Here is a 22,816-nt window from a genome sequence, read left to right on the forward strand (position 1 = left end):
GGACCGTCGCCTGCCGGCCTGTGGAGAGCCCGGGATAGGGTGACCGCATGATCTCTGAGCTGTTCGACCCCGCAGCGTGGCGCGAGGTTGAGGGATTCGACTTCACCGACATCACCTACCACCGCGCGGTGGACCAGGGGACGGTCCGGATCGCCTTCGACCGGCCCGAGGTGCGCAACGCGTTCCGGCCCTCGACCGTGGACGAGCTCTACCGCGCCCTCGACCACGCCCGGATGAGCAGCGACGTGGGCTGCGTGCTGCTCACCGGCAACGGCCCCTCGCCCAGGGACGGCGGGTGGGCGTTCTGCTCGGGCGGCGACCAGCGCATCAGGGGCCGCGAGGGCTACCGGTACGCCGAGGGCGAGACCGCCGAGACGATCGACCCGGCCAGGACCGGACGGCTGCACATCCTGGAGGTCCAGCGGCTGATCAGGTTCATGCCGAAGGTCGTGATCTGCGTGGTGCCGGGCTGGGCCGCGGGCGGCGGGCACAGCCTGCACGTGGTGGCCGACCTGACGCTCGCCAGCCGCGAGCACGCCCGCTTCAAGCAGACCGACGCCGACGTGGCCAGCTTCGACGGCGGGTACGGCTCGGCCTACCTGGCCCGCCAGGTGGGCCAGAAGTTCGCCCGGGAGATCTTCTTCCTCGGTGACACCTACACCGCCGAGGACGCCCACCGGATGGGCATGGTCAACGCGGTGGTGCCGCACGCGGAGCTGGAGAAGACCGCGCTGGAGTGGGCCAGGAAGATCAACGGCAAGAGCCCGACGGCCCAGCGCATGCTGAAGTACTCCTTCAACCTGATCGACGACGGGCTCGTCGGCCAGCAGATCTTCGCGGGCGAGACCACCCGCCTGGCCTACATGACCGACGAGGCGGCCGAGGGCCGCGACGCGTTCCTGGAGAAGCGGGAGCCCGACTGGAGCCCCTTCCCCTGGTACTTCTGAGAAGCCCGCCTTCTGAGAGCCGGGCCGGGACCCGTGTGCGGTCCGCGCCCGGCTCCGGCAAGCTGGAGCGATGGCGAAGCTTGACCGGCGGGTGGTGGAGGCGGCGGAGGCCGCGCTCGCGCAGCGGAAGTTCGTGACCGCGATCGACGTGCTCACCGGGGTGCGCTGGCTGCACACCCGGCATGTGGACACCTGGCGGCAGGGCCGGGTGGGCGCGCTGGAGCAGCTCGCGGCCGTGGACGGCGCGAAGATGATCGACGCGGTGGCGATCCTGCGGCGCTGGGCCGAGGAGCGCGGGCTCACGCCCAGCGAGACCCCGTACGTGTCGGCCGCCCGGGACCGCGGCCCGCTCCGGTTCCTCACCGAGGGGGACGACGCCGTCTTCCGCGTCCACTGGATCTCCCCCGACATGAGCGAGGCCCGGCGCAGGCGGCTCGCCGAACGGCAGAGCAAGGCGCCCGACCTGACGGTGGTCGAGCCGCTGGAGGCCTGGACATGCGCCGACTGCCGCGACACCGGCCCCTACCTGATCATGGAGGAGGGCGCCCCGCACTGCCTGACCTGCGCGGACCTGGACCATCTGGTCTTCCTTCCGGCGGGTGACGCGGCGCTCAGCCGCCGGGCGAAGAAGGAGAGCGGGCTGGCCGCCGTGGTGGTCCGCTTCAACTCCCGGCGCAAGCGGTACGAACGTCTGGGCGTCCTGGTGGAGGAGGCCGCGCTGGCGCTGGCCGAGGAGCAGTGCCTGGCCGACGAGGAGGTGCGGCTACGCCGCCGCGAGCGCGACCGCGAACGGCGGGCGGACGAGGACGTGCGCTTCCAGGCCGGGATGGCCGAGGAGATCGTCCGGCTGTTCCCCGGCTGCCCGCCGGAGCGGGCCGAGGAGATCGCCCGGCACGCCGGTCAGCGCGGCAGCGGCCGGGTGGGCCGTACCGCCGCAGCCCGCGTCCTCGACGAGAACGCCGTCACCCTCGCCGTGATCGCCTCGGTGCGCCACCTCGACACCGAGTACGACCGGCTGCTGATGTCCGGGGTGCCCAGGACCGAGGCCCGCGACCGGATCCGGGCGGACATCGACCGGGTCCTCGGCTCCTGGCGCCGTCCCGCCTGACGCCCCGGCGGTTCCGCGAAATTGTCGGACCCCGCCGCCACAATGGGGCGCATGGAGAAGTGGCGCGAGGTCCGCGAGACGCTGCGCGAGTTCGCGCTGCGGTTCCCCGAGGCGTACGAGGACCATCCCTGGGGCGAGACCGTCATCAAGGTCAACAAGAAGATCTTCGTCTTCCTCGGCATCGAGGAACCGACCGAGAAGTGGAACCCCACCGTCGGGGTCAAGCTCCCCGAGTCCCACGGCCACGCCCTGGCCCTCGACGGAGTCGAGCCCTCCGGATACGGCCTCGGCAAGGCCGGATGGGTGACGATCCCCCTCATGGGCACCCTGCCCGAGACCGAGGTGCTCCTCGACTGGATCGAAGAAAGCTACCGCGCCGTGGCCCCCAAGAAACTCATCGCCAAACTCGACCTCTCCGAAGAGGCCTGACCCCGGCGACACCCGATCCGCCCGTTCCCCGGTTCCGGTTGTGGCCCGGCCGACCTGATGATGATCGGCCTGCCCGACCACCGGCCCCGGCCGTGGCCGGGTCAGGGGGCGTCGGAGGGGCGGGTGGCGAGGATGCGGGCGAGCAGGGTGGTGAGGGCGGTGCGTTCGGCGGGTTCCAGGGGGGCGAACCACTGCTGTTCCCGGCGGGTCTGTTCGGCGAAGGCCTCCTGGACCGCGATCTCCCCCTTGGCCGTCAGGGCGACCGTCACCGCGCGCCGGTCGTCCGGCACCGGGCGCCGCTCGACCAGGCCGTCGCGTTCCAGGGTGTTGACCGCGTTGGTCATCGCCGAGCGGGACATCGCGGAGATCTCGGCGAGCCGGGCGGGCTGGGTGGGGCCCAGCAGCCAGAGCTTGAACATCAGCCGGAAGCCGGGCAGCGTCCAGCCGCGCGGGCGGTGGATGCGGGTCTCCAGGTCCGTCACGAGCAGATAGGCCAGCTGGAGCAGGTTGTAGGCCAGTTCGAACGCCTCGGGATCGGCCGGGGGCGGCATCGCGGCCAGGCGGTCCCGTGCGTACGCGGCATATCGGAGATCGGCCCTTTCCCCGGGCGCCCCGCCCCCCTCCGGGACGCCGCCCGCCGTCCCGGCACCCTCCGAGACTTCACCCCCGGCCCGCGTGCCCGGTCCCGTACCCGCTGATCGCGCCTTTTCCACCGGACAAGTCTTGCGCAGGGCTCCGGCCCCCGGGAATATTGTTTCGGCCGTAACAAAGTTCTTTCACGGCCGTGAAGCCCCGGGAGGTCCCGTGCGCGTCGTCATCGCCGGTGGCGGGATCGGCGGCCTGAGCGCCGCGCTGAGCCTGCACGCCGCCGGGTTCGAGGACGTCGCCGTCCACGAGGCCGCCCAGGAGCTCCGTCCGCTGGGCGTCGGCATCAACCTGCTCCCCCACGCCGTGCGGGAGCTGACCGAGCTGGGCCTCGCCGACCGGCTGGCGGAGATCGGGGTGGCCACCGCCGAGCTGGCCTACTTCAACCGGTACGGCACCGCCATCTGGTCCGAGCCCCGGGGCCTGGACGCCGGATACGCCTGGCCGCAGTACTCCGTGCACCGGGGACGGCTGCAGATGCTCCTGCTGGAGGCCGTGGTCGAACGGCTCGGCCCGCGGGCCGTACGGACCGGGAGCAGGATCACCGGCCCCGGTGACGAGGACCTGCTGATCGGGGCGGACGGCATCAACTCGGCGGTCCGCGCGCACCTGTTCCCCGGCGAGGGCCCGCCCCCGTGGAACGGGCTGGTCCTGTGGCGGGGCATGACGTACGGCGAGCCGTTCCTGACCGGGCGATCGATGATCATGGCCGGGGACGGGACCCAGAAGTTCGTCGCCTACCCGATCGAGACCGGCGGGCGCACCCTGATCAACTGGATCGCCGAGCGCCCCCTGGACGGCGAGGCCCCGGACCGGGGCAACTGGAACCGCCGGGCGGACCTGAAGGAGATCCTGCGGCACTTCGCGGACTGGAGCTTCGACTGGCTCGACGTCCCCGGGATCATCGCCGGGGCCGACGCCGCCTACGAGTACCCGATGGTGGACCGCGAGCCGCTGCCGTACTGGACCTCGGGGAAGGTCACCCTGCTGGGCGACGCGGCCCACGCGATGTACCCGATCGGCTCCAACGGCGCCTCCCAGGCGATCATCGACGCCCGCGTGCTCGCGCACTCGCTGGCCCGCGGCGACCTGACGGCCTACGAGGCGGCCCGGCGCCCCGCCACCACCGCCCTGCAGCTGTCCAACCGGCGGATGGGACCGGAGGTCGTGATGAAGCTCGCCCACGAGCGCGCGCCGGACGGCTTCGACGACATCGAGAAGGTCGTCCCCCACGCGGAGCGGGCCGAGATCGCCGCCTCCTACAAGCGCACGGCCGGGTTCGACCCGGCCTCCCTCAACGAGCGGCCCTCGTGGAGCGTGACGCGGTGAAGCCCAGGACAGATGACGCGGTGAAGCCCGGGAAGGACCGGACCGCCGCGCTCATGGACCTCGAACCGCTCGCCACGTTCCACGTGGAACTCGACCCGATCCTCGATCTCGGCGACTCCCAGTGGGGCCGCCGCCGGGTGATCAACATCGTCGGCGGGTCCTTCGAGGGCCCGCGCCTGTCGGGCACCGTACTCCCCGGCGGAGCCGACTGGCAGGTCCTGCACGCCGACGGGATGGCCAGCATCGACACCCGCTACACGCTGCGCACCCACGACGGCGCCCACCTGTGCATCTCCACCTCCGGGGTGCGGCACGGCCCCCGCGAGGTCCTCGACCGTCTGGCCCGGGGAGAGACGGTGGACCCGTCGGAGTACTACTTCCGGCTGTTCTGCCGCTTCGAGACCGGCGACGACCGCTACCTGTGGCTCAACCGGACCCTGGCGGTCGCCTCCGGGGCCCGCACCGCCGACGCCGTCCGCTACGACGCCTACGCGCTGACCTGACCGGCCCCGTCCCCCGCCCCACCCCCGGGAACCGCCATGCCGAAGCTGAACCGCCCCCCGCTCCGCCTGACCGCCGAGCACGACAGCCCCATCCCGATGCGGGACGGCACGATCCTGCGCGCCGACCTCCACCGCCCGGCCGAGGGCGGGCCGTTCCCCACCCTGCTGGTGCGCACGCCGTACGGCGAGGGCACCTTCCGGACGGTCCCGGTCGTCCCCGCGCTGGAGGCCGGGTTCGCGGTGGTGCTCCAGCACTGCCGGGGGCGCGGCGGCAGCGACGGGGAGTTCCGGCCGTGGCTGGACGAGGGCCCCGACGGCCACGACACCATCGCCTGGATCACCGCCCAGCCCTGGTCGAACGGCGAGGTGGTGATGAGCGGCACGTCCTACCTGGCCGGGTGCGCGCTGCAGGCGGCGGCCACCCGCCCGCCGGGCCTGAAGGCGGTGGTCGCCACGATGACGCCGCACGACTTCCACGACGGGCTGAAGTACCACGGCGGGGCGTTCGCGCTGGGCTCGGCGCTGCACTGGGGGACGCTGCAGGCCATGCTCGGCCTGCTCCACGCCGGGGAGGCCGGCGAGGACGTCGGGGCCGGGTTCGGCGCGATCCTGCCCATGCTGGGCGACCCGGCCGCCGCGGCCCGCACCCTGCCGCTGAACGCCATCGGCGGCATCCCCTGGTGGCGGGACTGGATCTCGCATCCGGAGCGCGACGCGTACTGGCAGGAGCTGGCCGAGACCCTCCGCCACGACCGGATCGAGGTGCCGGTCATGCACGTGGCGGGCTGGTTCGACCTGTTCCTGTCCGGGACGCTGGAGAACCACCGCCGGCTGGGCGGACCGCTGGTCATCGGCCCCTGGTCGCACACCTCGCAGGGGACCGGCACCGGGCGGCTGGACTTCGGCTTCTTCTCCTCCGCGCAGGCGATCCGGCTGGAGCAGCGCCAGCTGGCCTTCCTCAAGGGCGAGGACACCGGCCCGGCGGTGAAGATCTTTGTGATGGGCGACGACGTCTGGCGCGACGAGGAGGCCTGGCCGCTGGGGCGCGCGGTGCCCATCCGCTACCACCTGCACTCCGACGGCCTGCTGTCCCCGGCTCCCCCCTCGGCGGCCGCGCCGGTCACCTTCACCTACGACCCCCGCGACCCGGTCCCCACGGTCGGCGGCCCGCTGCTGCTGCCCGACCCGACCAACGTCGGCCCCCAGGACCAGCGCGACGTGGAGCTCCGCCCGGACGTGCTGTGCTACACCACCGACGTGCTCACCGGGGACGTGGAGGTCACCGGCCCGGTGTCGGTGACGCTGCACGCCGAGACCTCGGCGGCGAGCACCGACTGGACGGCCAAGCTGGTCGACGTGCACCCCGACGGCCGGGCGATGAGCGTGATCGACGGGATCGTGCGGACCTCTGTGCCGTCCGGGGTCCACGAGATCGACCTGGTGGCGACCAGCCAGGTCTTCAAGGCCGGTCACCGAATCCGCGTCGAGGTCTCCAGCTCCAACTTCCCGCGCTTCGACCGCAACCCCGGCACGGGCCGGACCGGCGCCGACTCGGCCGAGGTCGGGATGGTGGTCCAGCACCAGAGCGTCTTCCCCGACTCCTACATCACGCTGCCGGTCGTCCCCCGCTGAGGGTTCCGCGAGCGCCCCGGGTCAGGGCTGCTGCCAGGCCAGGCGGATGGCGAAGCCCACCAGGAGCACGCCGGTGACCTGCTCGATCCTGGCCCGCACCCGGGGCGTGCGCAGCAACGCGCCGATGCGGGCCACGACCACGTTGTAGAGGCTGAACCAGAGCAGGTACAGCCCCGCGAAGATCGCCGACAGCAGCAGGGCCCGGCCCAGGGTGTTGCCGTGGGTGGGCAGGAACTGCGGGAGGAAGGTCACGAAGAACAGCGCGACCTTGGGGTTGAGCACGTTCGACAGCAGGCCGTTGCGGATGTGCTGGAGCGGGGAGCACCGTTCCGGCCCAGAGTCCGGCGCAGAGTCCGGCCCGGCTTCCGGGGCCGCGGCGGTGGTGGCGGCCGTACGGCGGCCGGCGCGCAGGGACTGCACGCCGAGCCAGAGGAGGTAGACCACGCCCACGACCTTCAGCGCGGTGAAGGCGGTCGCGGAGGTCAGCAGCAGGGCGGAGAGCCCGACGGCGGCGGCGGTGGCGTGGACGGTCAGGCCGATCAGGCCGCCGAACATGGTCAGCAGGCCGGCGGTACGGCCGAAGGCGAGGGCGTTGCGAGTGATCAGGGCCTGGTCGGGCCCGGGAACCATGATCATCACAAGCGCCGTGACCGCGAAGGTCGTCAGCATGAACGGGGGTCTCCCTGGATGCGATGAGGAAAAGCGCCTTTTGGGCACGCTGATCCTATTCATCCGAATACCCAGAGGTTCACCCGGCCTGGGAAGATCAACGAGAGGGTTCCGCAGCGTGGATCAACCGGCCTGAATCCCCCGCGGCGGGTACGGAGGCGGATCGGAAGGAGGCGTGTGGACGAGAACGTGTCACTGGCCCGGCTCACCCACCGGCTGGAGGAGGTGGTGAGCGAGCTGCGCGGCGTCCCCGTCGACGTCGAGCGGCTGACGGACGGTGAACTCATCCTGCGGCAGGTCGCCCACGCCCTCGGCGCCTCCGACGAGCTGCGCGCCATGTACCCGACGGGCACGCCGGAGGTGGGCCGCCGGGGGAACAAGAACATGCCCGACCTCCTCGACGCCCTGCGACGCGGCATGCGGGTGAGGCTGATCACCCACGCGAGCATGCTGGGCGATCCGGCCAAGGCGAGCCGGATCAGGGAGATGCACGCCGCCGGCGCCCTGTGCCGGGTCACCGACGAGCCGATCCAGCAACTGCTCGTCTTCGACCGCTCCGTGGCGTTCCTCCGGATGACCCCCGTCGACCACGCACCGGGCGCCCTCCTCATCAGGCAGCAGAGTCTGATCGCCGCCTTCGTCGACCTGTTCGAGCTGACCTGGGCCGGGAGCCGGGAGGCCACCGAACCGGCGTACCGGCTGACCCCGCGCGAGCACGAGGTCCTCACCTTGATCGCCGAGGGACGCTCCAACAGCGCCGTCGCCCGTGCGCTGTCCATCACGGAGGCGGCCGTCGGCAAACACGTCGCCGGCGTGTTCGCCAAACTCGGGCTCCCCGCCACCGAGGACGACAACCGGCGGGTGCTCGCGGTGCTGGCCTATCTGCGCGGCTCCGTGCAGTAGTGGCGCGGGGGCGGGGGTAGGGATAGGTCCACCACGTCCTCGCCCCAGCCTCCATGCGGGCGAGATCCGGTACGGACTTCAATTGAAGCCATGCAACGCATGACTGGATTACTGGTCGGCGCGGTCTTCGGCGCGGTCTTCGTCGTCGTCAACGCGCAGAGCCCGCTGAACACCCTGACCGCCGGCCTCCTGCGGGTGGCCGCCTGCCTGGCGGCCGCGAGCGTCCTCGCCATGTGGTTCCTCGCCGTCCGGAGCGAACGGTCCGCCGGGAAGCCCGCCGAGACCGCCGGGACCGCACAGCCCGCCGGGACCGCACAGCCCGGCACGCCGGGCATGTACGGCCGCGGCTACCTGATCATCCTCGTCGCCGAGGTGGTCCTGCTCTACGGCGGGCTCCAGGTGCTGGCCGCCTGGGAACGTCCCGTGCAGGCCAACGTCGCCTGGATCGCCTTCGTGGTCGGCGTGCACTTCATCGCGCTGGCGCCCGTGTGGAAGGACTGGAACATCGCCGTGCCCGGCACGGTCCTGACCCTGCTCGGCGTCGCCGGCTTCGTCATGGTGTCCACCGGCGCCCTGGACTGGGTGCCGTTCGTCAGCGGGGTGCTCTCCGGGGTGGTGCTCCTGGTCGGGTGCGTCGGCTTCGGCTGGCGCATCACGACGGCCATCCGGGCTCAGGCCGCCCAGACGGCCTGAGCCCGCGGGACCCCGGCCTCACCTTCACCCCGGGAGCGCCCGCAGCCGCTCTCAGGTGACGGTGAGGCGCTGCTGGTAGCGCTCCTCCCGCCAGTGCTCCTTCTCCAGCACCTCGGCCAGCGTGACGGCCGCGTCGTAGACGTCCGTGAACTGGATGTAGAGCGGGGCGAAGCCGAAGCGCAGGACGTCCGGGGCGCGGAAGTCCCCGTGCACGCCCCGGTCGATCAGGGCGCGCATGATCGGATAGCCGTCGGGGTGGGCGAAGCTGACCTGGCTGCCGCGCCGCCCAGGGTCGCGGGAGGTGACGAGCGTGAGGCCGTACGGCGCGCAGAGCTCCTCGACCAGGTCGATGAACAGCGAGGTCAGCGCCGTGCTCTTGGTCCGGAGCCGGGGGAGGTCCACCCGTTCCCAGACGTCCAGCGAGGCGTTGAGCGCGGCGAAGGACAGCACGTGCGGGGTGCTCACGGTGAAGCGCCGGATGCCCTCGGCCGGGCGGTAGTCGGGCTCGAAGGCGAACGGGGCCGCGTGGCCGTGCCAGCCGGACAGCAGGTGCTCGGTCGCGTTCTGGTGGCGGGGGTGGACGTAGATGAACGCCGGGGCGCCGGGGCCGCCGTTGAGGTACTTGTAGGTGCAGCCGACCGCGAAGTCCGCCGGGGTCACGTCCACCCGGTAGGCGCCCGCGCTGTGGCACAGGTCCCAGATCATCAGCGCCCCGGCCGCCTGCACCCGCGCGGTCACCTCGGCGGTGTCGTGGCGGTCGCCGGTGCGGTAGTCGACCTCGGACAGCAGGACGCACGCGACGTCGTCGCCCAGCGCCCCGGCCAGCCCCTCTGAGCCGCGCACGTCGCGGATCTCGTAGTCGCCCAGCCCCTTGACCAGGCCCTGGACCATGTACCGGTCGGTCGGGAAGTTCTCCAGGTCGGAGACGATCACACGGCGTCCCGGGCGCAGCCGCAGGGCCGCCGAGACGGCCTTGACGACCGCGATCGAGGTGGTGTCGCCCACCACGACCTGACCCGGGCCCGCGCCGATCAGCGGGGCGATCCGGTCGCCGGTGGTCTCCGGCAGGTCGAACCAGCCGGCGGCGTTCCAGCCGCCGACCAGGCGGCCGGCCCACTCGTCCTCCACGACCCGCGCGAGTGCGGCCGAGGCGGCCTTCGGCGGGGCGCCGAGCGAGTTGCCGACGAGATAGATCGTCCCCTCGGGGAGGACGAACTCGTCCCTGAAGTGCCTGAGGGGGTCGTCGGCGTCGAGCGCGACGCAGTCCGCACGGGTGATGGTCACGAGCCTTCTCCGGGATGGGTCCTTACCAACCCCTCCATCATCGGTCATCGCCGGAGGCCGGCGCACCGGGGGGCACGGTCACCGGCCCGGCCACCCGCTGGAGGGCCGCGGTCACCGGCCGAGGAACCGTACGGCGTTGCCGCCGAGCAGCTTGGCGCGCGCCGTACCGGACAGGAACCCCGCCCCCCGCACCAGCGACCCCACGGGCGACTCCCCGAGCGGGTAGGGGAAGTCGGAGCCGAGCATGACCCGGTCCTCGCCCATCGTGTCCACCAGCAGCCGCAGCGCCCGCTCGTCGAAGACGACCGAGTCGACGCTGAAGCGCTCGACGTAGCGGGACGGCGGCAGCTCCGAGACGCCGACCAGGTCGCTCCGGCGGTGCCAGGCGTTCTCGAAGCGGCCGAGCCAGAAGGCGAACGAGCCGCCGCCGTGCGCGAAGCAGATCCGCAGCGACTCCGGCACCCGGTCGAAGACCCCGCCCAGGATCATCGCCAGCACCGACAGGTGGGTCTCGGCGGGCATGCCGACCAGCCACTGCGCCATCCAGCGCTCCAGCCGGGGGCCGCCCGGCATGTCCCACGGGTGCACGAAGACCGGCGCGCCCACGGCCGCGCAGTGCTGGAGGAACTGCACGACCCCCGCGTCGTCGAGGTCACGGTCGCCGACGTGGTTGCCGATCTCGACGCCCGCGTGCCCCGAGGCCAGGCACCGGTCCAGCTCGGCGCAGGCCAGGTCGGGGTCCTGGAGCGGCACCTGGCAGAACGGCACCAGCCGCTCGTCCGCGCAGATCTCCAGGGCCAGGTCGTTGAAGATCCCGGCGACCCGTACGGCCTGCGCCGCCGGGCGCTCGTAGGAGAAGAAGACCGGCGTCGGCGAGACCACCTGCACGTCCACCCCGTCGGCGTCCATCGCCTCCAGCCGGCGGGCCGGGTTCCAGCAGTCGTCCTGGATGCGGCGGAACTCGCGGTCGCCCAGGAGGATCACGGCCTCCCGCTCGGAGTCGACCCGCAGGCTCGGCGCCCCCGGCCAGCCGAGGTCCGGCCAGCCCTTCGGGACGTGGTGGGTGTGGACGTCTACGATCACTCCCTATCCCTTACCCGGGTGGAGCGCGCCGCAGTTGCCGCAGGTGCGGGCCTTCTCGTCCTCGTAGAACGCCTGGAACACCGGCGGCAGGTCGGCCACGATGTCGCGCACCTGGAGCTCGACCTCGTGGACCATGGTGTCGCACCGCTGGCAGTACCACAGGAACTTCTCCAGCACCCCCTCCGGCCGGATCCGCTCGACCACCAGGCCGATCGAGCCGGCCTCCGGGCGCTGCGGCGAGTGCGGCGTGTTCGCCGGCAGCAGCCACATCTGGCCCTCGCGGATGTGCACGGTGCTCGGCCCGTCCGGGGTCATGACGTTGACGTGCATGTTCCCCCGGATCTGGTAGAAGAGCTCCTCGTAGGGGTCGATGTGATAGTCGGTGCGCGCGTTCGGCCCGCCCACCACCATCACGATGAAGTCGTCCGCCTCCTCGAACAGGACCTTGTTGGCCACCGGCGGCTTGAGCAGGTGGGCGTGCTCATCGATCCAGGCGGTGAGGTCGATGGGGGGGATCATGGGTGTTCCTCTCGCGGGGGCCGGTAGGCGACGGCCTGCATCTCGATGAGCAGGTGCGGATGGGGGAGCTGGTGCACGGCCACGGTGGTCCTGGCGGGACCGGTCTCGTCGAAGTACTCGCCGTAGACGCGGTTGTAGCCGCCGAAGTCGTTCATGTTCACGAGATAGGAGGTGATCTGGACGAGGTCGCTCAGATCGGCGCCGGCGGCCTTGAGCAGGTCGCCGATGTTCTCGATCACCGCCCGGGTCTGGGCGGCGATGTCGAGCGTGACGGTGCCGGAGGCGTCGACCTCGGCGCCGGCGATCGTGTCGTCCGGCCGCCGGGAGCTGGTCCCCGACACGTAGATGAAGTCCCCCGCCCGCTTGACGTGCGGGAACCTCCCCCGCGGCACGGCCTTGCCCCGTACGACGATCCCGTCGGTCATGAGGCCGCCCGGCTCACTCGAACACCGCCCGCACCGAGCCGACGCCGTCGATGCAGGCCTCGAAGACGTCGCCGGGCTCGACCTCCACCACCGGGCCGAGCGCCCCGGTGAGCACGATGTCCCCGGCCGTCAGCGGGAAGTCCGTGGCGGCCAGCGTGTTCGCCAGCCAGACGACGGCGTTGAGCGGGTTGCCCATGCAGGACGCGCCCGCGCCCGTGGAGACCTCCTGACCGCGCCGCTTCATGGTCATCCCGGCCAGCCTGAGGTCGAGGCCGGTCAGGGACATGGGCGTGTCACCCAGGACGAACGCGCCGCCGGCGGCGTTGTCCGCGACGGTGTCCACGATCGTGATGTCCCAGCCCTCGATCCGGCTGTCGGCGATCTCGATCGCGGGCAGCACGAAGTCCGTGGCCCGGATGACGTCGGCCACCGTGAACGGGCCGCCGCCCTCCAGGCCCTTCTTGAGCACCAGCGCGATCTCCGCCTCGGCCCGGGGCTGCAGGAAGATCCCGGTCGGGATGGGCAGCCCGTCGAGGTGGGCCATGTCCGCGAAGAGCATGCCGAAGTCGGGCCGGTCCACGCCGAGCTGCCGCTGGACCGCCTGCGAGGTCAGGCCGATCTTCCGGCCGACGAGGCGCCGCCCCTCGGCCAGCGCCCGGCGCGTGTTGACCTCCTGTACGGCGTAGCCGGTCTCCGCGGTCCGGTCCGGGAGCATCTCCCGCACCGGTGGGCACGGCTTGCCGCTGCGCGCCGCCTCCCACAGCCGGTCGGCCGCCTCGCCGATGACGTCGACGGCTTCGCTCCACTCATCCATGTCCGGCCTCCAGCTTGATCGTTATCGTGGTCGGCTCCGAGTAGAAGTCCAGCGAGTGGGTGCCGCCCTCGCGGCCGATGCCCGACAGCCGGACCCCGCCGAACGGCGTGCGCAGGTCCCGCAGGTACCAGGTGTTGACCCAGACCAGCCCGGCCTCCAGCGACCGGGCGACGCGGTGGGCGCGGTTCAGCGAGGAGGTCCACACCGTCGCGGCCAGGCCGTACTCGCTGTCGTTGGCCAGCCCGACGGCCTCGGCCTCGGAGTCGAACGGTGCCACGTGGCAGACGGGGCCGAAGATCTCCTCCCGGTTCACCCGGCTCCCGTTCGGCAGCCCGGTGAGCACGGTCGGCTCGACGTAGTAGCCGCCGTCGCGCTCGTCGCCGAAGCGCGGCGTCCCGCCGCCCGCGTGGATCGTCGCGCCCTCGTCCTTGGCCAGGGCGTAGTACGACAGGACCTTGTCCCGGTGCTCCGCCGAGATCATCGGCATCATCACGGTGCTCTCGTCCTGCGGGCGGCCGAACGCCAGCCCGCGCGCGCCCTCGGCCAGCCGCTCGACGAACTCCCCGAACACCGGCCGCTCCACGTAGAGCCGCTCGGTGCACAGGCAGACCTGGCCGCCGTTGGTGAACACCGACCTGACGCTCCCTTCCACCGCGGCCTCCAGATCCGCGTCGGCGAAGACCAGCCCGGCGTTCTTGCCGCCCAGCTCGAAGGAGACCGGCTTGACCCGGTCCGCCACGGCTTTCATGATCGCAGATCCGGTACGGCTCTCGCCGGTGAAAGTGACGGCGTCCACCCCCGGATGCTCGACCAGGAACTGACCGGTCGAGCCGGTGCCGAAGCCGTTGACGACGTTGAGGACGCCCGGCGGGAGCCCGATCGAGGCGGCGATCTCCGCCAGCACGGCCAGCGAGCCCGGCGTGTGCTCCGACGGCTTGGCCACCACGGTGTTGCCCGCCACCAGGCAGGGGCCGAGCTTCCAGGTCGCCAGCAGGAAGGGCAGGTTCCACGGCACGATGACCGCGACCACGCCGAGCGGCCGGCGGACGGTGTAGCTCAGCGCGTCCTTGAGGTGGAAGGCGCTCTCCGGGCGCTGCGCCGCGATCTCGGCGAAGGCCCGGAAGTTGGCCGCGCCGCGCGGGATGTCCAGGGTGCGGGTCTGCGTGATCGACTTGCCGGTGTCCGCGATCTCCGCGGCGACCAGGTCCTCGAACCGCTCCTCGATGGCGTCGCCGAGCCGGCGCGTCCAGGCGGCCCGCTCGGCCACGGGCAGCGCCGCCCAGCCGGGCAGGGCCGCGCGGGCGGCGGCGACGGCGCGGTCGACGACGGACCGGTCCGCCTCGTGGACCCTGCGGACCTCACGGCCGGTCACCGGATCGCACGCGGCGAACGTCGGGCCCAGCGCGACCGGCACCCCGCCGATGAAATGGGTCACCGGGTCGGGCACGGCGCCTCCTCGGGCAGGACATTCCGGACTGCTATATACGGGTATAGATCCGCGGGCACCGGGTGGGCAACAACCCCGGGGTGACGTACGACCGGCGTCCTGCCGGACGTGATCGCGGGAAGCCCCGGACGTGATCACGCAGAGCCACGGGCGGGGCGGCCACGCCCGCCGGTGGAACGCCCCCCCTGCGGCGCGGGGACCGGCGGAGCCCCTTTGCGGCGGTCTTCCCCGCCTTTCCGGGACCTTTCCTGAAGGTCACCTTCCCGTACCTCCGCACGGCCCGCGCGCCGCCCGATCCGGTCATCCCGGGAGGCATCATGGGGCCATGCAGCAGGCGTGGCAGACATGGGGGCCGGTCGTCGTCGCGGCGCTGCTGGCCGTCCCAGCGGCCCTGTCGGCCGCCTTCCTCCTCGCCCGCCACCGGGCGCGCGGCGGTCACCCCTCCCCCCGCCGCACCGCCGTCGCCGACGTAGCCATCGTCACCGGGACCGCCCCCTGGATCTGGATGATCCTCACCCCCGCCGACGCGCCCGGAGTGAACCTCGTCCCCCTGGCCGATCTGGTCCGACAGGTCGCCCTGATGCCGCCCGGAGCGGCATTCGTGCAGGTCGGAGGCAATCTCCTGGTATTCGCGGCGCTCGGGGCGATGCTCCCCATCCGGTCCCCGCGCTTCGCCTCGCTCGCCGCGGTCGCGGGCGTGGCGGCGGCGGCCTCCCTGGCCGTCGAGCTCCTGCAGTACGGCCTCGGCCTCGGCAGGGTCAGCTCCGTCGACGACGTCATCCTCAACACCGCGGGAGCCGTGTTCGCGGCGGTCGTCACGCGCCGGTGGTGGGCTCCTCAATAGCGGCTCGGATCGTTCCACGGTAACGGTCCGAGAAAACTCCCGGAGATCACCACAAGGGCACGATCCGCTCAAAAGAAGCACGGGACCAAGCTCTGTTATCTGTGCGATCGTGGACAAGGCGGGGCAAGTTCTCTGGAGACGCCAAACCCGGTTGGTGACAGAGGGTGATCAAACGTGCAGCAATCCCCGGTACCTCCCGAGACCCCGATCTACCGGCGCATCGCCGACGGGCTCCGCGAAGCGATCCTGTCCGGCGAGCTCCGTGACGGGGATCGGCTCCCGGGCGAGAACGCCCTGATGGCGCAGTACGGCGTGGCCCGTGCGACCGCCAGACAGGCACTCTCGGTACTCATCAACGAAGGGCTGGCCGTACCCAAGCGCGGTTCGGGGGTCTACGTCCGGCAGTTCCGCCCGCTGCGACGGCACGGCTCACGGCGCCTTTCGCAGGGGCACTGGGGACAGGGGCAGGCCATCTGGGACGCCGACACCAGGGGCCGGTCGTACACCGTGGACGAGGTTCACATCGACAGGGAGCCTGCGGAGAACGACATCGCCCGCGTGCTGGGCACCGCCGAGGTCTGGGTGCGGCGGCGCCGGTACTCGGTGGACGGGCGGCCGGTGCAGCTGTCGGCCTCCCATTTCCCCGCGGCGCTCGTCGAGGGCACCCCGATCCTGCGCGAGGACACCGGCCCCGGCGGGGTCTACGCGCGCCTGGGTGACATCGGCCACGGCCCGGTCAGGTTCACCGAGGAACTGCGCGCCCGCATGCCCCACCCGCTCGAGACCGACCTGCTCGACCTCCCGGCCGGCACCCCGGTAATTGTGATCATGAGGACCGCCTACAGCGCGGCCGGGGTGCCCGTGGAGGTCAACGAGATGATCCTTGACGCCGCGTCATATGTACTCCAATACGATTTCGACGCATAGATCAAGGTCATCCGTCAACCGATAGGTTGACCTGACCCTTGCGATCATTGATTTCTCTAGAGAGGTGCCTCACCGTCGGAGATGGAACGTCACAGCGGCGATCCTGGGCGCGGGGAAGGTGCATGGATGTCTTTCGACCGGCATCTGGCGGACATAGCCCGGGAGTTTCCCGACTGGACGATCTGGCGGAGCGACGCGGGGCGGTGGTGGGCCACCCGCCACCACCCGCTGAGCCCCGCCCAGCGTGAGGCCGGCTGCGCGATGACCATCGACGCGGACGATCCCCAAGGACTGCGCGAGCAGCTCCTAGACCAGGGAGAGCGCTTCGACGGAGCGATCTCCTGAAAGACAGCCCGGCGCCTGGGCCAGCGGGTCGAGCGCGGCCCGGGCGCTGGGCCTCCAGTCGCGGAAGCCTCCGACCCGATCGGGGGCGGAGGCTTCCGCCGGCTTCCCGGCGACCGCGATCATCCGTCGTCGACGGACCGCAGCCGCCGGTCATCGGCCGACCGCGGTCACCCGCGGGCACACGGCCACCCGCCGGTCACTTGCGCGCGGTGAGCTCCTCGTCGGCCCCGAGGGACGGTCCGCGGTGCACCTCGGTGTCGTCGGAGGCCGCCGTGTGCCGGCCGAGGGCGGGCCGCGTGACGGTCGTCGCGTCGTCGTCCTCCTCCTCGACTTCTCCGGCGTTCCCGGCGTCCCCGGCGTTCCCGGCATCCCCGGCGTCGGTGCCTTCGGCGTCCTTGACGTTCTCGGTCTCGTCGTCCTCGACTATCACCCGGACGGCCTCCACGTCGGGGCCGGGCTGCGGGGCGGCGGCGATGGCGGGGGCGGAGGCCGGGGGCGGCAGGACCGCCTTCTCGTCGATCAGGGCCCCGGCCGAGTTCTCGCGGTGGATCAGGTCGCCCAGGACCGTGCTCATCTCGTTGAGACGGCGCATGACCTCGCGGTGGGTGTCGGTGAGGTAGGCGACGCGCCGTCCGGTGCCCTCGTCCAGCACCGAGACGCGCTGCTGGGCGGCGGTCAGCGTGGCGTGCGCCTCGGCGTTGGCGGACGAGACGGTCGCCTCGGCCTCGGCGCGGGCGGCGGCCAGCGTGGACTCGGCCTCGGCCCGGGCGCCCTCGATCGTCCGCTCGGCCTCCTGCCGGGCGGAGGTGACCATCCGCTCGGCGTCCGTGCGGGCGCTGCGCAGGGTCTCCTCGGCCTCGGCGCGGGCGGCGTTGAGCGTCTCCTCGGCGTCGCTGCCCGCCTGGGCGAGCATCTGCTCGGCGGTGGCGGTCGCCTCGCCGACCCGGCGCTCGGCCTCCTGCTGCGCGGCGCTCAGGATGCCCTCCGCGCGCTCACGGGCGGAGCTGACCAGGCGATCGGTCTCCAGCGTCGCCTCGTCACGGAGCCTGCGCGCCTCGGTGTCGGCGACCTCGCGCTTGGCGGCCGCCTCCTCCTCGGCGAGCTTGAGGATCTGACTGAGCCGCTGCCCGAGCTCGTCATAGTCCTGAGGCGCGTCGGAGAGCCTGCGCCGGGCCTCGGCGAGTTCCAGCCTGCCCTGCTCCGCCTGATCGATCGCCCGCGCCAGCCGCTCCTCCAGATCGCGGATCTGGTTGCGCGTCCGGATCATGTAGTCGTGGACCTGGCGGCGACTGTAGCCACGCATGACGACCTCGAACGAGTCCTCATGCATCAGCTCAGGAAAGCTCTCGTGCTGGTTTGTCATAGCGTCACCCGTGGAAGTCGTGGGGTGGGAAAGGAGACGTCGGCAGACGACTTTGCTGCCACCCACCCTAGCCCTCAACCGGAACGCGCGACCCACTCGCGCGAATAACCGCCGACCCCGCTACCCGTACCATCGGGCGCATGACCACCGCGCCCTACGTCGCCTCTCTCGACGACGCATCCCCTCAAATCCATCCAGAGGCATACGTAGCACCCGGTGCGGTGATCGTGGGCCGGGTACGGCTCGACCGCGCGGCCAGCGTCTGGTACGGCTCGGTCCTGCGCGGCGACGACGAGGCCGTCGAGGTCGGCGAGGAGTGCAACGTCCAGGACCTGTGCTGCCTGCACGCCGACCCGGGCCAGCCCGCCGTGCTGGAGCCGCGGGTCAGCCTCGGCCACAAGGCCATGGTGCACGGGGCGTACGTGGAGACCGGGGCGCTGATCGGCATCGGCGCGATCGTGCTCGGCGGGGCCCGGATCGGCGCCGGGTCCCTGGTCGCCGCGGGCGCGCTGGTCGGCCCGGGCAAGCAGATCCCGGCCGGCGTCCTCGTGGCGGGCGTCCCCGGGAAGATCGTCAGGGAGCTGGCCGACGACGACCGCGACTCCTTCGCCAGGACCCCGGCCAACTACATGGCCAAGGCCGCGCGCCACCGCGCCGCCGTACCCCTGCCTCCGGCCTGAGCCGCGGCGCCGCCGCGCAGCCGTCCCGATCCCGTCCGTCCGGCAGGTCCGAGCCGTCCCTCCGCCGACGGAGGGACCGTGAGTAGCATGGCCGCCGTGCGACAGTGGGACGGCTTCGACGCCATCGAGCGGGATGTGCGCGCCATGGTCACCGACCACCGGTGGCCGTCCCTGCCGCCGCACGCCCGCGCCCAGGCCGTCGCCCTGCGCGTGCTGGCCACCCCGGACGGCGGGCGGTGGCTGTTCGGCGCCTACGGGCGGTGGTACCGGCAGGACCCCGCCGACGGCCGCTGGCACCTCTCCGCTCCCCCCGCGGATCCGGGGGTGCGCGGCGCGGCCCGCGTCGTCCAGGTCCCCTCCGCGATCATGCCCCACCTGGTCCCCGCCGGCCCCGACTTCGCCGCGGACCGGGGCTCGGTCCAGGGCTTCGTCGGCCCGGACGTGCCGTACGGGACAACCGAGCGGGTCAGGGCGCTGGTCGCCGCCCAGCGCGGCAGGCGCAGGGAGGACTTCCCGCTGCACGGGCCGTTCACCGAGCTGTTCGCCGGAGAGGTCGCCGGCCCGGTCGCCGCGATCTGGGGCACGCTCATGTGGTGCGCCTACGCCCCGGCCTTCGACGGCAACGAGGTGCTGCTGTCGATGTTCGGGGAGTTCCTCGCCCGCCCGCTGCCCGGCGACGAGTGGGTCCGCTGGCTGGCCCCGGTCGCGCTGGACGACCTGATCGCCCTGTACGGCGAGCGCGTCAGGGCGGGCCATCCCGAGGCGGGGCTGCGGCTGGCCGCGCTGATGGCCGACACCGCCGCCGCGCTCAGAGGCGACCCCCGCTTCCGGCCCAGGGCCGAGGCGCTGGCGGCGATGGTCGCGCCGATCCTGCACCGGACCGGCGAGGACGTCGCGGCCGCCCACCACGGCGACGACGCGGTTCGGCACCTGTGGCTGTCACGCTGCGCGCCCCACGTGAGGCTGGCCGAGACCTCGCCCGGCGACCACTTCCAGCACACCCTCTACGACCTCGTCGAGGCCCTGGCGTTCCTCGCCCCGAAGGGCGCCGACCCCCGGGCGGTGGCGGCCTCCCTGCTCGCCGCCGACGTCGCGGCCCACGCGCCCCGGGCGGCCGACCGGCTCTATCCGTGGCTGGATCCCGAGCTGCGCCACATCCTGCACGTGGTGCTCATCGACCGGACGCACCCGCTGCGGGGCTGCTGGCCGCGTTCCGCGGAGGCCTCCTCGGCCAATCTGCCCTCCGCCCTGCGCCCGCCCGGCCGGGCCGCGGCGGCCGCGCTGCTGGGCGCCGCCTACGCCACCGGGCTCGCCTGGTGCCGCCTGAGCGGGACGGCTGTGCCGGAGCGGGGGTTCGCCACGGCCTGCGCCCTGGTCCACTGGCTTATCGACGAGCGGGACGACCCCGTTCCGGGGGTCTCGGGGACCTACCCACGTCACTTCTGACAGACAGAAGCGAAACTAAACCACAGATCTAGTTATTTCATACTTACTCCTCCTATATCGTTCTAATCCCTTCCTCGTCGGATAATTAGCTGAATCGTGATCTCGTATTCGGGGAAATGACCCTTGGGGGTACGCGGTGGGGGCGTACCGAATGGTCCCGATGGGCCATGGGCACGAAAGACCCTCCCGCCGTAACCTCGAAGTGGGTGTGGGCTGCGGAAGGAAGGACGACGCGGTGGGGCACGACGATCTGGATCTGCGGATCCACGACCGTGACGCGTTGGACGAGATCGCGCTCTATGCCGAGGTACTTACCGCCGTCGCTTGCAGCGAACGGCCTCTCACCTTGGCGGAGCTCGACAACGCGCTCGGATTGAGCGCTTCGGCGACGTGCTGAAGCGGTTGAGGGAAACCGTCTGAACGACCTAGTCCCGGACTCCCTTCCAGGGGTCCGGGACGTGGTTCGAAAAGGCCGTCGGGTGACTAGTCACGAACGGACGAGGCGGGCGATCGCCGCCGAGGCCTCCTTGACCTTCTCCTCCGCCTCCGGCCCGCCCGTGCTGATCGCGTCGGCGACGCAGTGGCCGATGTGGTCCTCCAGCAGACCGAGCGCCACCGCCTGCAGGGCCCTGGTGGCCGCGGACACCTGCGTCAGCACGTCGATGCAGTAGGCGTCCTCCTCGACCATCCGCTGCAGGCCTCGGATCTGTCCCTCGATCCGCCTGAGCCTGGTGAGATAGGCCTGCTTGTCACCGCTGTACCCATGCATGACCCAAAGGTACCCGTGCTCAGACGCAGCGGGAGGCGGTGGCGATCAGTTTCTCCCACCGTTCGGCCACCGAGGACACGTCGTGGGCCCCCGCGGCGTCCAGCGCCCCGGCCGCCAGCTGCCGCCGCCTGCGCTCGTCGTCGATGAGCGCGAGCAGCGCCGAGGCGTAGGCCTCGACCTCCTCGCCGCCCTCGGACACGAGAACCCCGCTGCGGCCGTCCACGACGAACTCCCCCGGCCCCCGCGAGCTGTCGAAGCCGACCACCGGCACCCCGCTGGCCATCGCCTCGATCACGGTCATCCCGAGCACCTCGGCCCGCGACGTCACCGCCACGATCGAGGCCTTGGCGAACTCGCCGGTCAGGTCGGAGGTCGTGCCCATGAAGTAGACGTGGTTGTGCAGGTTCAGGTCGGCCACCAGGGCGCGCAGCCGCTTGTCCTCCGGGCCCGCGCCGTACAGCCGCAGCCGCCAGTCCGGGCGCTTGTCGGCGATGACGGCGAACGCGCGGATCAGCCGGTCGTAGGCCTTCACCGGCACCCAGCGCCCCCCGGCGGCGACGATGCGGTTGTCCATGCGCGAGCGCGGCCAGGGGCCCGGCGGCAGCGCGTCCGGGATCAGCCGGACCGGGGGGCCGTCGCCCAGCAGGCGCTCCCACTCCTGGCGGCCGGTCTCGGTGGCGACGGCGACCGCGTCCAGGCGCGGGTAGAACTTCCTGATCGGCCCGGGCACCGGCGGGCGCCCCCACTCGCGGGCGATGCGCACCATGCCGCGCGGGGCGTGCCTGGCGGCCTGCACGCTCAGGCCCGGCCTGGTGGTGATCAGCGCGTCGGCCCGCACCGCCCGCAGCCGCCGCCACAGCGCGACGTCGGTGCGGATCTGCCCCGCGGGCAGCAGGTGGCGCACGCCGGGCCGGGCGTCGACCACCCAGGACATCCGCACGTTCGAGGCCACCGGGAAGAACGGCTTCTCCTTGTGCCGGCGGACGCTGAGGATCTCGACCTCGTGCCGCCGTGCCAGCTCGCCCGCGAGGTTGACGACGGAGCGGACATCGCCGCGCATGCCGTACGCCGAGGGGACGAGCAGGCAGATCCTCACCCGCCCACCTCGATCATGAGCTCGTCGTCGGCGGTGTAGCAGGGCCTGATCGGGACGCCGTCGACGCGGGCGGCCGGATAGTGGACCCGCCGGCGTTTGCCGTCCACGTCGTCCAGCCGCGAGGCCAGGCGCAGCGGCGTGGTCAGGCCGTCCACCTCCAGTGTGGGCTCCCAGACGCCCGGTTGCCCGGGTCCGGCGTCGACCATGTCGCACAGCGAGAGCGCGGCGTGGAAGCGCACGCCCTGGACCGTCGCGACCGCGCTCAGCTCCGCCGTGCCGTTGCGGCGCAGCGCCAGGCGGGCCTCGTGCCGGGACTCGTCGTCGTCGAGGCCGGTGAAGGCCAGCAGGCCCGTCACCTCGAAGCGGCCCTCCCTGAACCAGACCGCGCGGACCTCCGCCGCCGGCTCCACCTCGTCGACCTTCAGCGCCAGGAAGCCGTTGCGCGTGCGGTAGGCCCGGTGGGCCCGGGTGCGGCGGCTCAGCGCGTAGGCGTCCAGACGGTCGAGGGAGAACCCTGGGTCGACGCTGCGCAGCCGTACCCGCGAGCCGTCCTGTTCGAGGTAGACGTCCCAGCGGCCGGGGCCGAGATCGAGCGGGACGAGGGAGATCGCGAGCGTCGCGCCGCGCGCCTCGGCGCCGCAGGCGCCCAGTGTCACCGTGCGCTCCTCGGAGGTGGCCCGGTGGCGCAGCACCAGTTCGGCGCCTTCGGTGACGGGGTCGTCCACTGCCAGACGGAGCGACAGAACGTCGGCCAAAGTGACTTCGGCATCCGTGACGACGACACGCACCGCCAGCCCCTCCCCGTCGAATGAGCTATGCGACGTTGAGGTTACCGTGATTTTTCCGTAATCAGAAGGAAGAGTTTCGGACCTGGTGTCCTTTTCGATAAGACTTGACTGAAGTCAGGTGCGGCCCG

At 72.1% G+C, this 22,816-nt stretch carries 26 protein-coding genes; 14 read left to right on the forward strand and 12 right to left on the reverse strand.

All coding sequences use genetic code 11. The annotated features are described in order from the left end of the window. Positions 1 to 47: 47 nt before the first annotated feature. The 3 genes from Psi01_RS17745 (at position 48) to Psi01_RS17755 (ending at position 2,484) form a co-directional block, all read left to right on the forward strand. Entirely contained in the window at positions 48 to 947 is a 900-nt protein-coding gene (locus tag Psi01_RS17745) for a 1,4-dihydroxy-2-naphthoyl-CoA synthase (protein WP_204065142.1), read from the forward strand. A 70-nt stretch (positions 948 to 1,017) separates the two neighbouring features. After that, on the forward strand, positions 1,018 to 2,055 hold the full coding sequence (locus tag Psi01_RS17750) for a DUF2293 domain-containing protein (RefSeq protein WP_204065143.1): 1,038 nt from the start codon (positions 1,018 to 1,020) through the stop codon (positions 2,053 to 2,055). Positions 2,056 to 2,106: 51 nt separating this feature from the next. Continuing rightward, complete coding sequence (locus tag Psi01_RS17755; protein ID WP_204065144.1) at positions 2,107 to 2,484, forward strand: MmcQ/YjbR family DNA-binding protein; 378 nt, start codon at positions 2,107 to 2,109, stop codon at positions 2,482 to 2,484. A 101-nt stretch (positions 2,485 to 2,585) separates the two neighbouring features. Here Psi01_RS17755 and Psi01_RS17760 read toward each other — a convergent pair whose 3' ends face one another. Further along, positions 2,586 to 3,035: a MarR family winged helix-turn-helix transcriptional regulator gene (locus Psi01_RS17760; protein WP_204065145.1), complete on the reverse strand. Its 450-nt coding sequence runs from the start codon at positions 3,033 to 3,035 to the stop codon at positions 2,586 to 2,588. A gap of 253 nt (positions 3,036 to 3,288) precedes the next feature. Here Psi01_RS17760 and Psi01_RS17765 point away from each other — a divergent pair, with 253 nt between their 5' ends. Genes Psi01_RS17765 through Psi01_RS17775 form a run of 3 tightly spaced genes read left to right on the forward strand, consistent with a single transcriptional unit; the run spans position 3,289 to position 6,593 of the window. Next, positions 3,289 to 4,458 (forward strand): flavin-dependent oxidoreductase, encoded by a 1,170-nt coding sequence (locus Psi01_RS17765; protein WP_204065146.1) that lies wholly within the window; start codon positions 3,289 to 3,291, stop codon positions 4,456 to 4,458. A gap of 20 nt (positions 4,459 to 4,478) precedes the next feature. Then, positions 4,479 to 4,961: a DUF3237 domain-containing protein gene (locus tag Psi01_RS17770; RefSeq protein WP_239127800.1), complete on the forward strand. Its 483-nt coding sequence runs from the start codon at positions 4,479 to 4,481 to the stop codon at positions 4,959 to 4,961. Positions 4,962 to 4,997: 36 nt separating this feature from the next. Then, positions 4,998 to 6,593: a CocE/NonD family hydrolase gene (locus Psi01_RS17775; protein ID WP_204065147.1), complete on the forward strand. Its 1,596-nt coding sequence runs from the start codon at positions 4,998 to 5,000 to the stop codon at positions 6,591 to 6,593. 21 nt (positions 6,594 to 6,614) lie between these two features. Here the strand turns inward: Psi01_RS17775 and Psi01_RS17780 are convergent, their stop codons facing one another. Beyond that, positions 6,615 to 7,262, reverse strand: a complete 648-nt coding sequence (locus Psi01_RS17780) for a LysE family translocator (RefSeq protein ID WP_204065148.1) — start codon at positions 7,260 to 7,262, stop codon at positions 6,615 to 6,617. 177 nt (positions 7,263 to 7,439) lie between these two features. Between Psi01_RS17780 and Psi01_RS17785 the strand changes: the two genes are divergently transcribed. Together Psi01_RS17785 and Psi01_RS17790 are read left to right on the forward strand one after the other, a co-directional pair. Beyond that, the gene (locus Psi01_RS17785; RefSeq protein WP_239127801.1) at positions 7,440 to 8,165 is read left to right on the forward strand and encodes a helix-turn-helix domain-containing protein; all 726 of its coding nucleotides are present in this window, start codon (positions 7,440 to 7,442) and stop codon (positions 8,163 to 8,165) included. A gap of 99 nt (positions 8,166 to 8,264) precedes the next feature. Then, positions 8,265 to 8,858, forward strand: coding sequence for a hypothetical protein (locus tag Psi01_RS17790; protein ID WP_204065149.1), 594 nt, complete (start codon positions 8,265 to 8,267; stop codon positions 8,856 to 8,858). 51 nt (positions 8,859 to 8,909) lie between these two features. On the opposite strand, the gene kynU is transcribed toward Psi01_RS17790, so the two are convergent. The 6 genes from kynU to Psi01_RS17820 all read right to left on the reverse strand — a co-directional run bounded on the left by kynU (position 8,910) and on the right by Psi01_RS17820 (position 14,430). Next, the gene (gene kynU / locus Psi01_RS17795) at positions 8,910 to 10,190 is read right to left on the reverse strand and encodes a kynureninase (RefSeq protein WP_204065150.1); all 1,281 of its coding nucleotides are present in this window, start codon (positions 10,188 to 10,190) and stop codon (positions 8,910 to 8,912) included. Between the two features lie 63 nt (positions 10,191 to 10,253). Continuing rightward, positions 10,254 to 11,225 carry an amidohydrolase family protein gene (locus tag Psi01_RS17800; protein ID WP_204065151.1) on the reverse strand — a complete coding sequence of 324 codons (972 nt, stop codon included), beginning with the start codon at positions 11,223 to 11,225 and terminating at the stop codon, positions 10,254 to 10,256. A 3-nt stretch (positions 11,226 to 11,228) separates the two neighbouring features. Further along, positions 11,229 to 11,744 carry a 3-hydroxyanthranilate 3,4-dioxygenase gene (locus tag Psi01_RS17805; protein WP_204065152.1) on the reverse strand — a complete coding sequence of 172 codons (516 nt, stop codon included), beginning with the start codon at positions 11,742 to 11,744 and terminating at the stop codon, positions 11,229 to 11,231. Next, positions 11,741 to 12,169: a RidA family protein gene (locus Psi01_RS17810; RefSeq protein WP_204065153.1), complete on the reverse strand. Its 429-nt coding sequence runs from the start codon at positions 12,167 to 12,169 to the stop codon at positions 11,741 to 11,743. Before Psi01_RS17810 ends, Psi01_RS17805 begins: the two co-directional genes overlap by 4 nt. 13 nt (positions 12,170 to 12,182) lie before the next feature. Beyond that, a complete protein-coding gene (locus tag Psi01_RS17815; protein ID WP_204065154.1) occupies positions 12,183 to 12,983 on the reverse strand; it encodes a 2-keto-4-pentenoate hydratase in 801 nt (266 codons plus the stop codon). After that, on the reverse strand, positions 12,976 to 14,430 hold the full coding sequence (locus Psi01_RS17820; protein WP_204065155.1) for a 2-hydroxymuconic semialdehyde dehydrogenase: 1,455 nt from the start codon (positions 14,428 to 14,430) through the stop codon (positions 12,976 to 12,978). Before Psi01_RS17820 ends, Psi01_RS17815 begins: the two co-directional genes overlap by 8 nt. Positions 14,431 to 14,755: 325 nt before the next feature. Between Psi01_RS17820 and Psi01_RS17825 the strand changes: the two genes are divergently transcribed. The 3 genes from Psi01_RS17825 (at position 14,756) to Psi01_RS17835 (ending at position 16,546) form a co-directional block, all read left to right on the forward strand. Continuing rightward, complete coding sequence (locus Psi01_RS17825; protein WP_204065156.1) at positions 14,756 to 15,274, forward strand: VanZ family protein; 519 nt, start codon at positions 14,756 to 14,758, stop codon at positions 15,272 to 15,274. 174 nt (positions 15,275 to 15,448) lie between these two features. Beyond that, entirely contained in the window at positions 15,449 to 16,201 is a 753-nt protein-coding gene (locus tag Psi01_RS17830; protein ID WP_204065157.1) for a GntR family transcriptional regulator, read from the forward strand. Positions 16,202 to 16,327: 126 nt separating this feature from the next. Continuing rightward, positions 16,328 to 16,546 carry a hypothetical protein gene (locus Psi01_RS17835; RefSeq protein ID WP_204065158.1) on the forward strand — a complete coding sequence of 73 codons (219 nt, stop codon included), beginning with the start codon at positions 16,328 to 16,330 and terminating at the stop codon, positions 16,544 to 16,546. Positions 16,547 to 16,742: 196 nt separating this feature from the next. Here the strand turns inward: Psi01_RS17835 and Psi01_RS17840 are convergent, their stop codons facing one another. Beyond that, a complete protein-coding gene (locus Psi01_RS17840; protein WP_204065159.1) occupies positions 16,743 to 17,909 on the reverse strand; it encodes a DivIVA domain-containing protein in 1,167 nt (388 codons plus the stop codon). A 140-nt stretch (positions 17,910 to 18,049) separates the two neighbouring features. Here Psi01_RS17840 and Psi01_RS17845 point away from each other — a divergent pair, with 140 nt between their 5' ends. The 3 genes from Psi01_RS17845 (at position 18,050) to Psi01_RS17855 (ending at position 20,432) form a co-directional block, all read left to right on the forward strand. After that, on the forward strand, positions 18,050 to 18,589 hold the full coding sequence (locus Psi01_RS17845; RefSeq protein ID WP_204065160.1) for a gamma carbonic anhydrase family protein: 540 nt from the start codon (positions 18,050 to 18,052) through the stop codon (positions 18,587 to 18,589). 87 nt (positions 18,590 to 18,676) lie between these two features. Continuing rightward, positions 18,677 to 20,035 carry a hypothetical protein gene (locus tag Psi01_RS17850; RefSeq protein ID WP_204065161.1) on the forward strand — a complete coding sequence of 453 codons (1,359 nt, stop codon included), beginning with the start codon at positions 18,677 to 18,679 and terminating at the stop codon, positions 20,033 to 20,035. 235 nt (positions 20,036 to 20,270) lie between these two features. Beyond that, positions 20,271 to 20,432, forward strand: coding sequence for a hypothetical protein (locus tag Psi01_RS17855; protein ID WP_204065162.1), 162 nt, complete (start codon positions 20,271 to 20,273; stop codon positions 20,430 to 20,432). Between the two features lie 90 nt (positions 20,433 to 20,522). Here the strand turns inward: Psi01_RS17855 and Psi01_RS17860 are convergent, their stop codons facing one another. The 3 genes from Psi01_RS17860 to Psi01_RS17870 are packed head-to-tail and all read right to left on the reverse strand — an operon-like array spanning position 20,523 to position 22,655. After that, the gene (locus Psi01_RS17860) at positions 20,523 to 20,804 is read right to left on the reverse strand and encodes a metal-sensitive transcriptional regulator (protein WP_031157959.1); all 282 of its coding nucleotides are present in this window, start codon (positions 20,802 to 20,804) and stop codon (positions 20,523 to 20,525) included. A 19-nt stretch (positions 20,805 to 20,823) separates the two neighbouring features. Then, a complete protein-coding gene (locus Psi01_RS17865; protein WP_204065163.1) occupies positions 20,824 to 21,900 on the reverse strand; it encodes a glycosyltransferase in 1,077 nt (358 codons plus the stop codon). Then, positions 21,897 to 22,655 carry a hypothetical protein gene (locus Psi01_RS17870; RefSeq protein ID WP_239127802.1) on the reverse strand — a complete coding sequence of 253 codons (759 nt, stop codon included), beginning with the start codon at positions 22,653 to 22,655 and terminating at the stop codon, positions 21,897 to 21,899. Before Psi01_RS17870 ends, Psi01_RS17865 begins: the two co-directional genes overlap by 4 nt. Positions 22,656 to 22,816: the final 161 nt, after the last annotated feature.

This window comes from Paraplanobispora siamensis (assembly GCF_016863175.1).
Classification (GTDB): domain Bacteria; phylum Actinomycetota; class Actinomycetes; order Streptosporangiales; family Streptosporangiaceae; genus Planobispora; species Planobispora siamensis.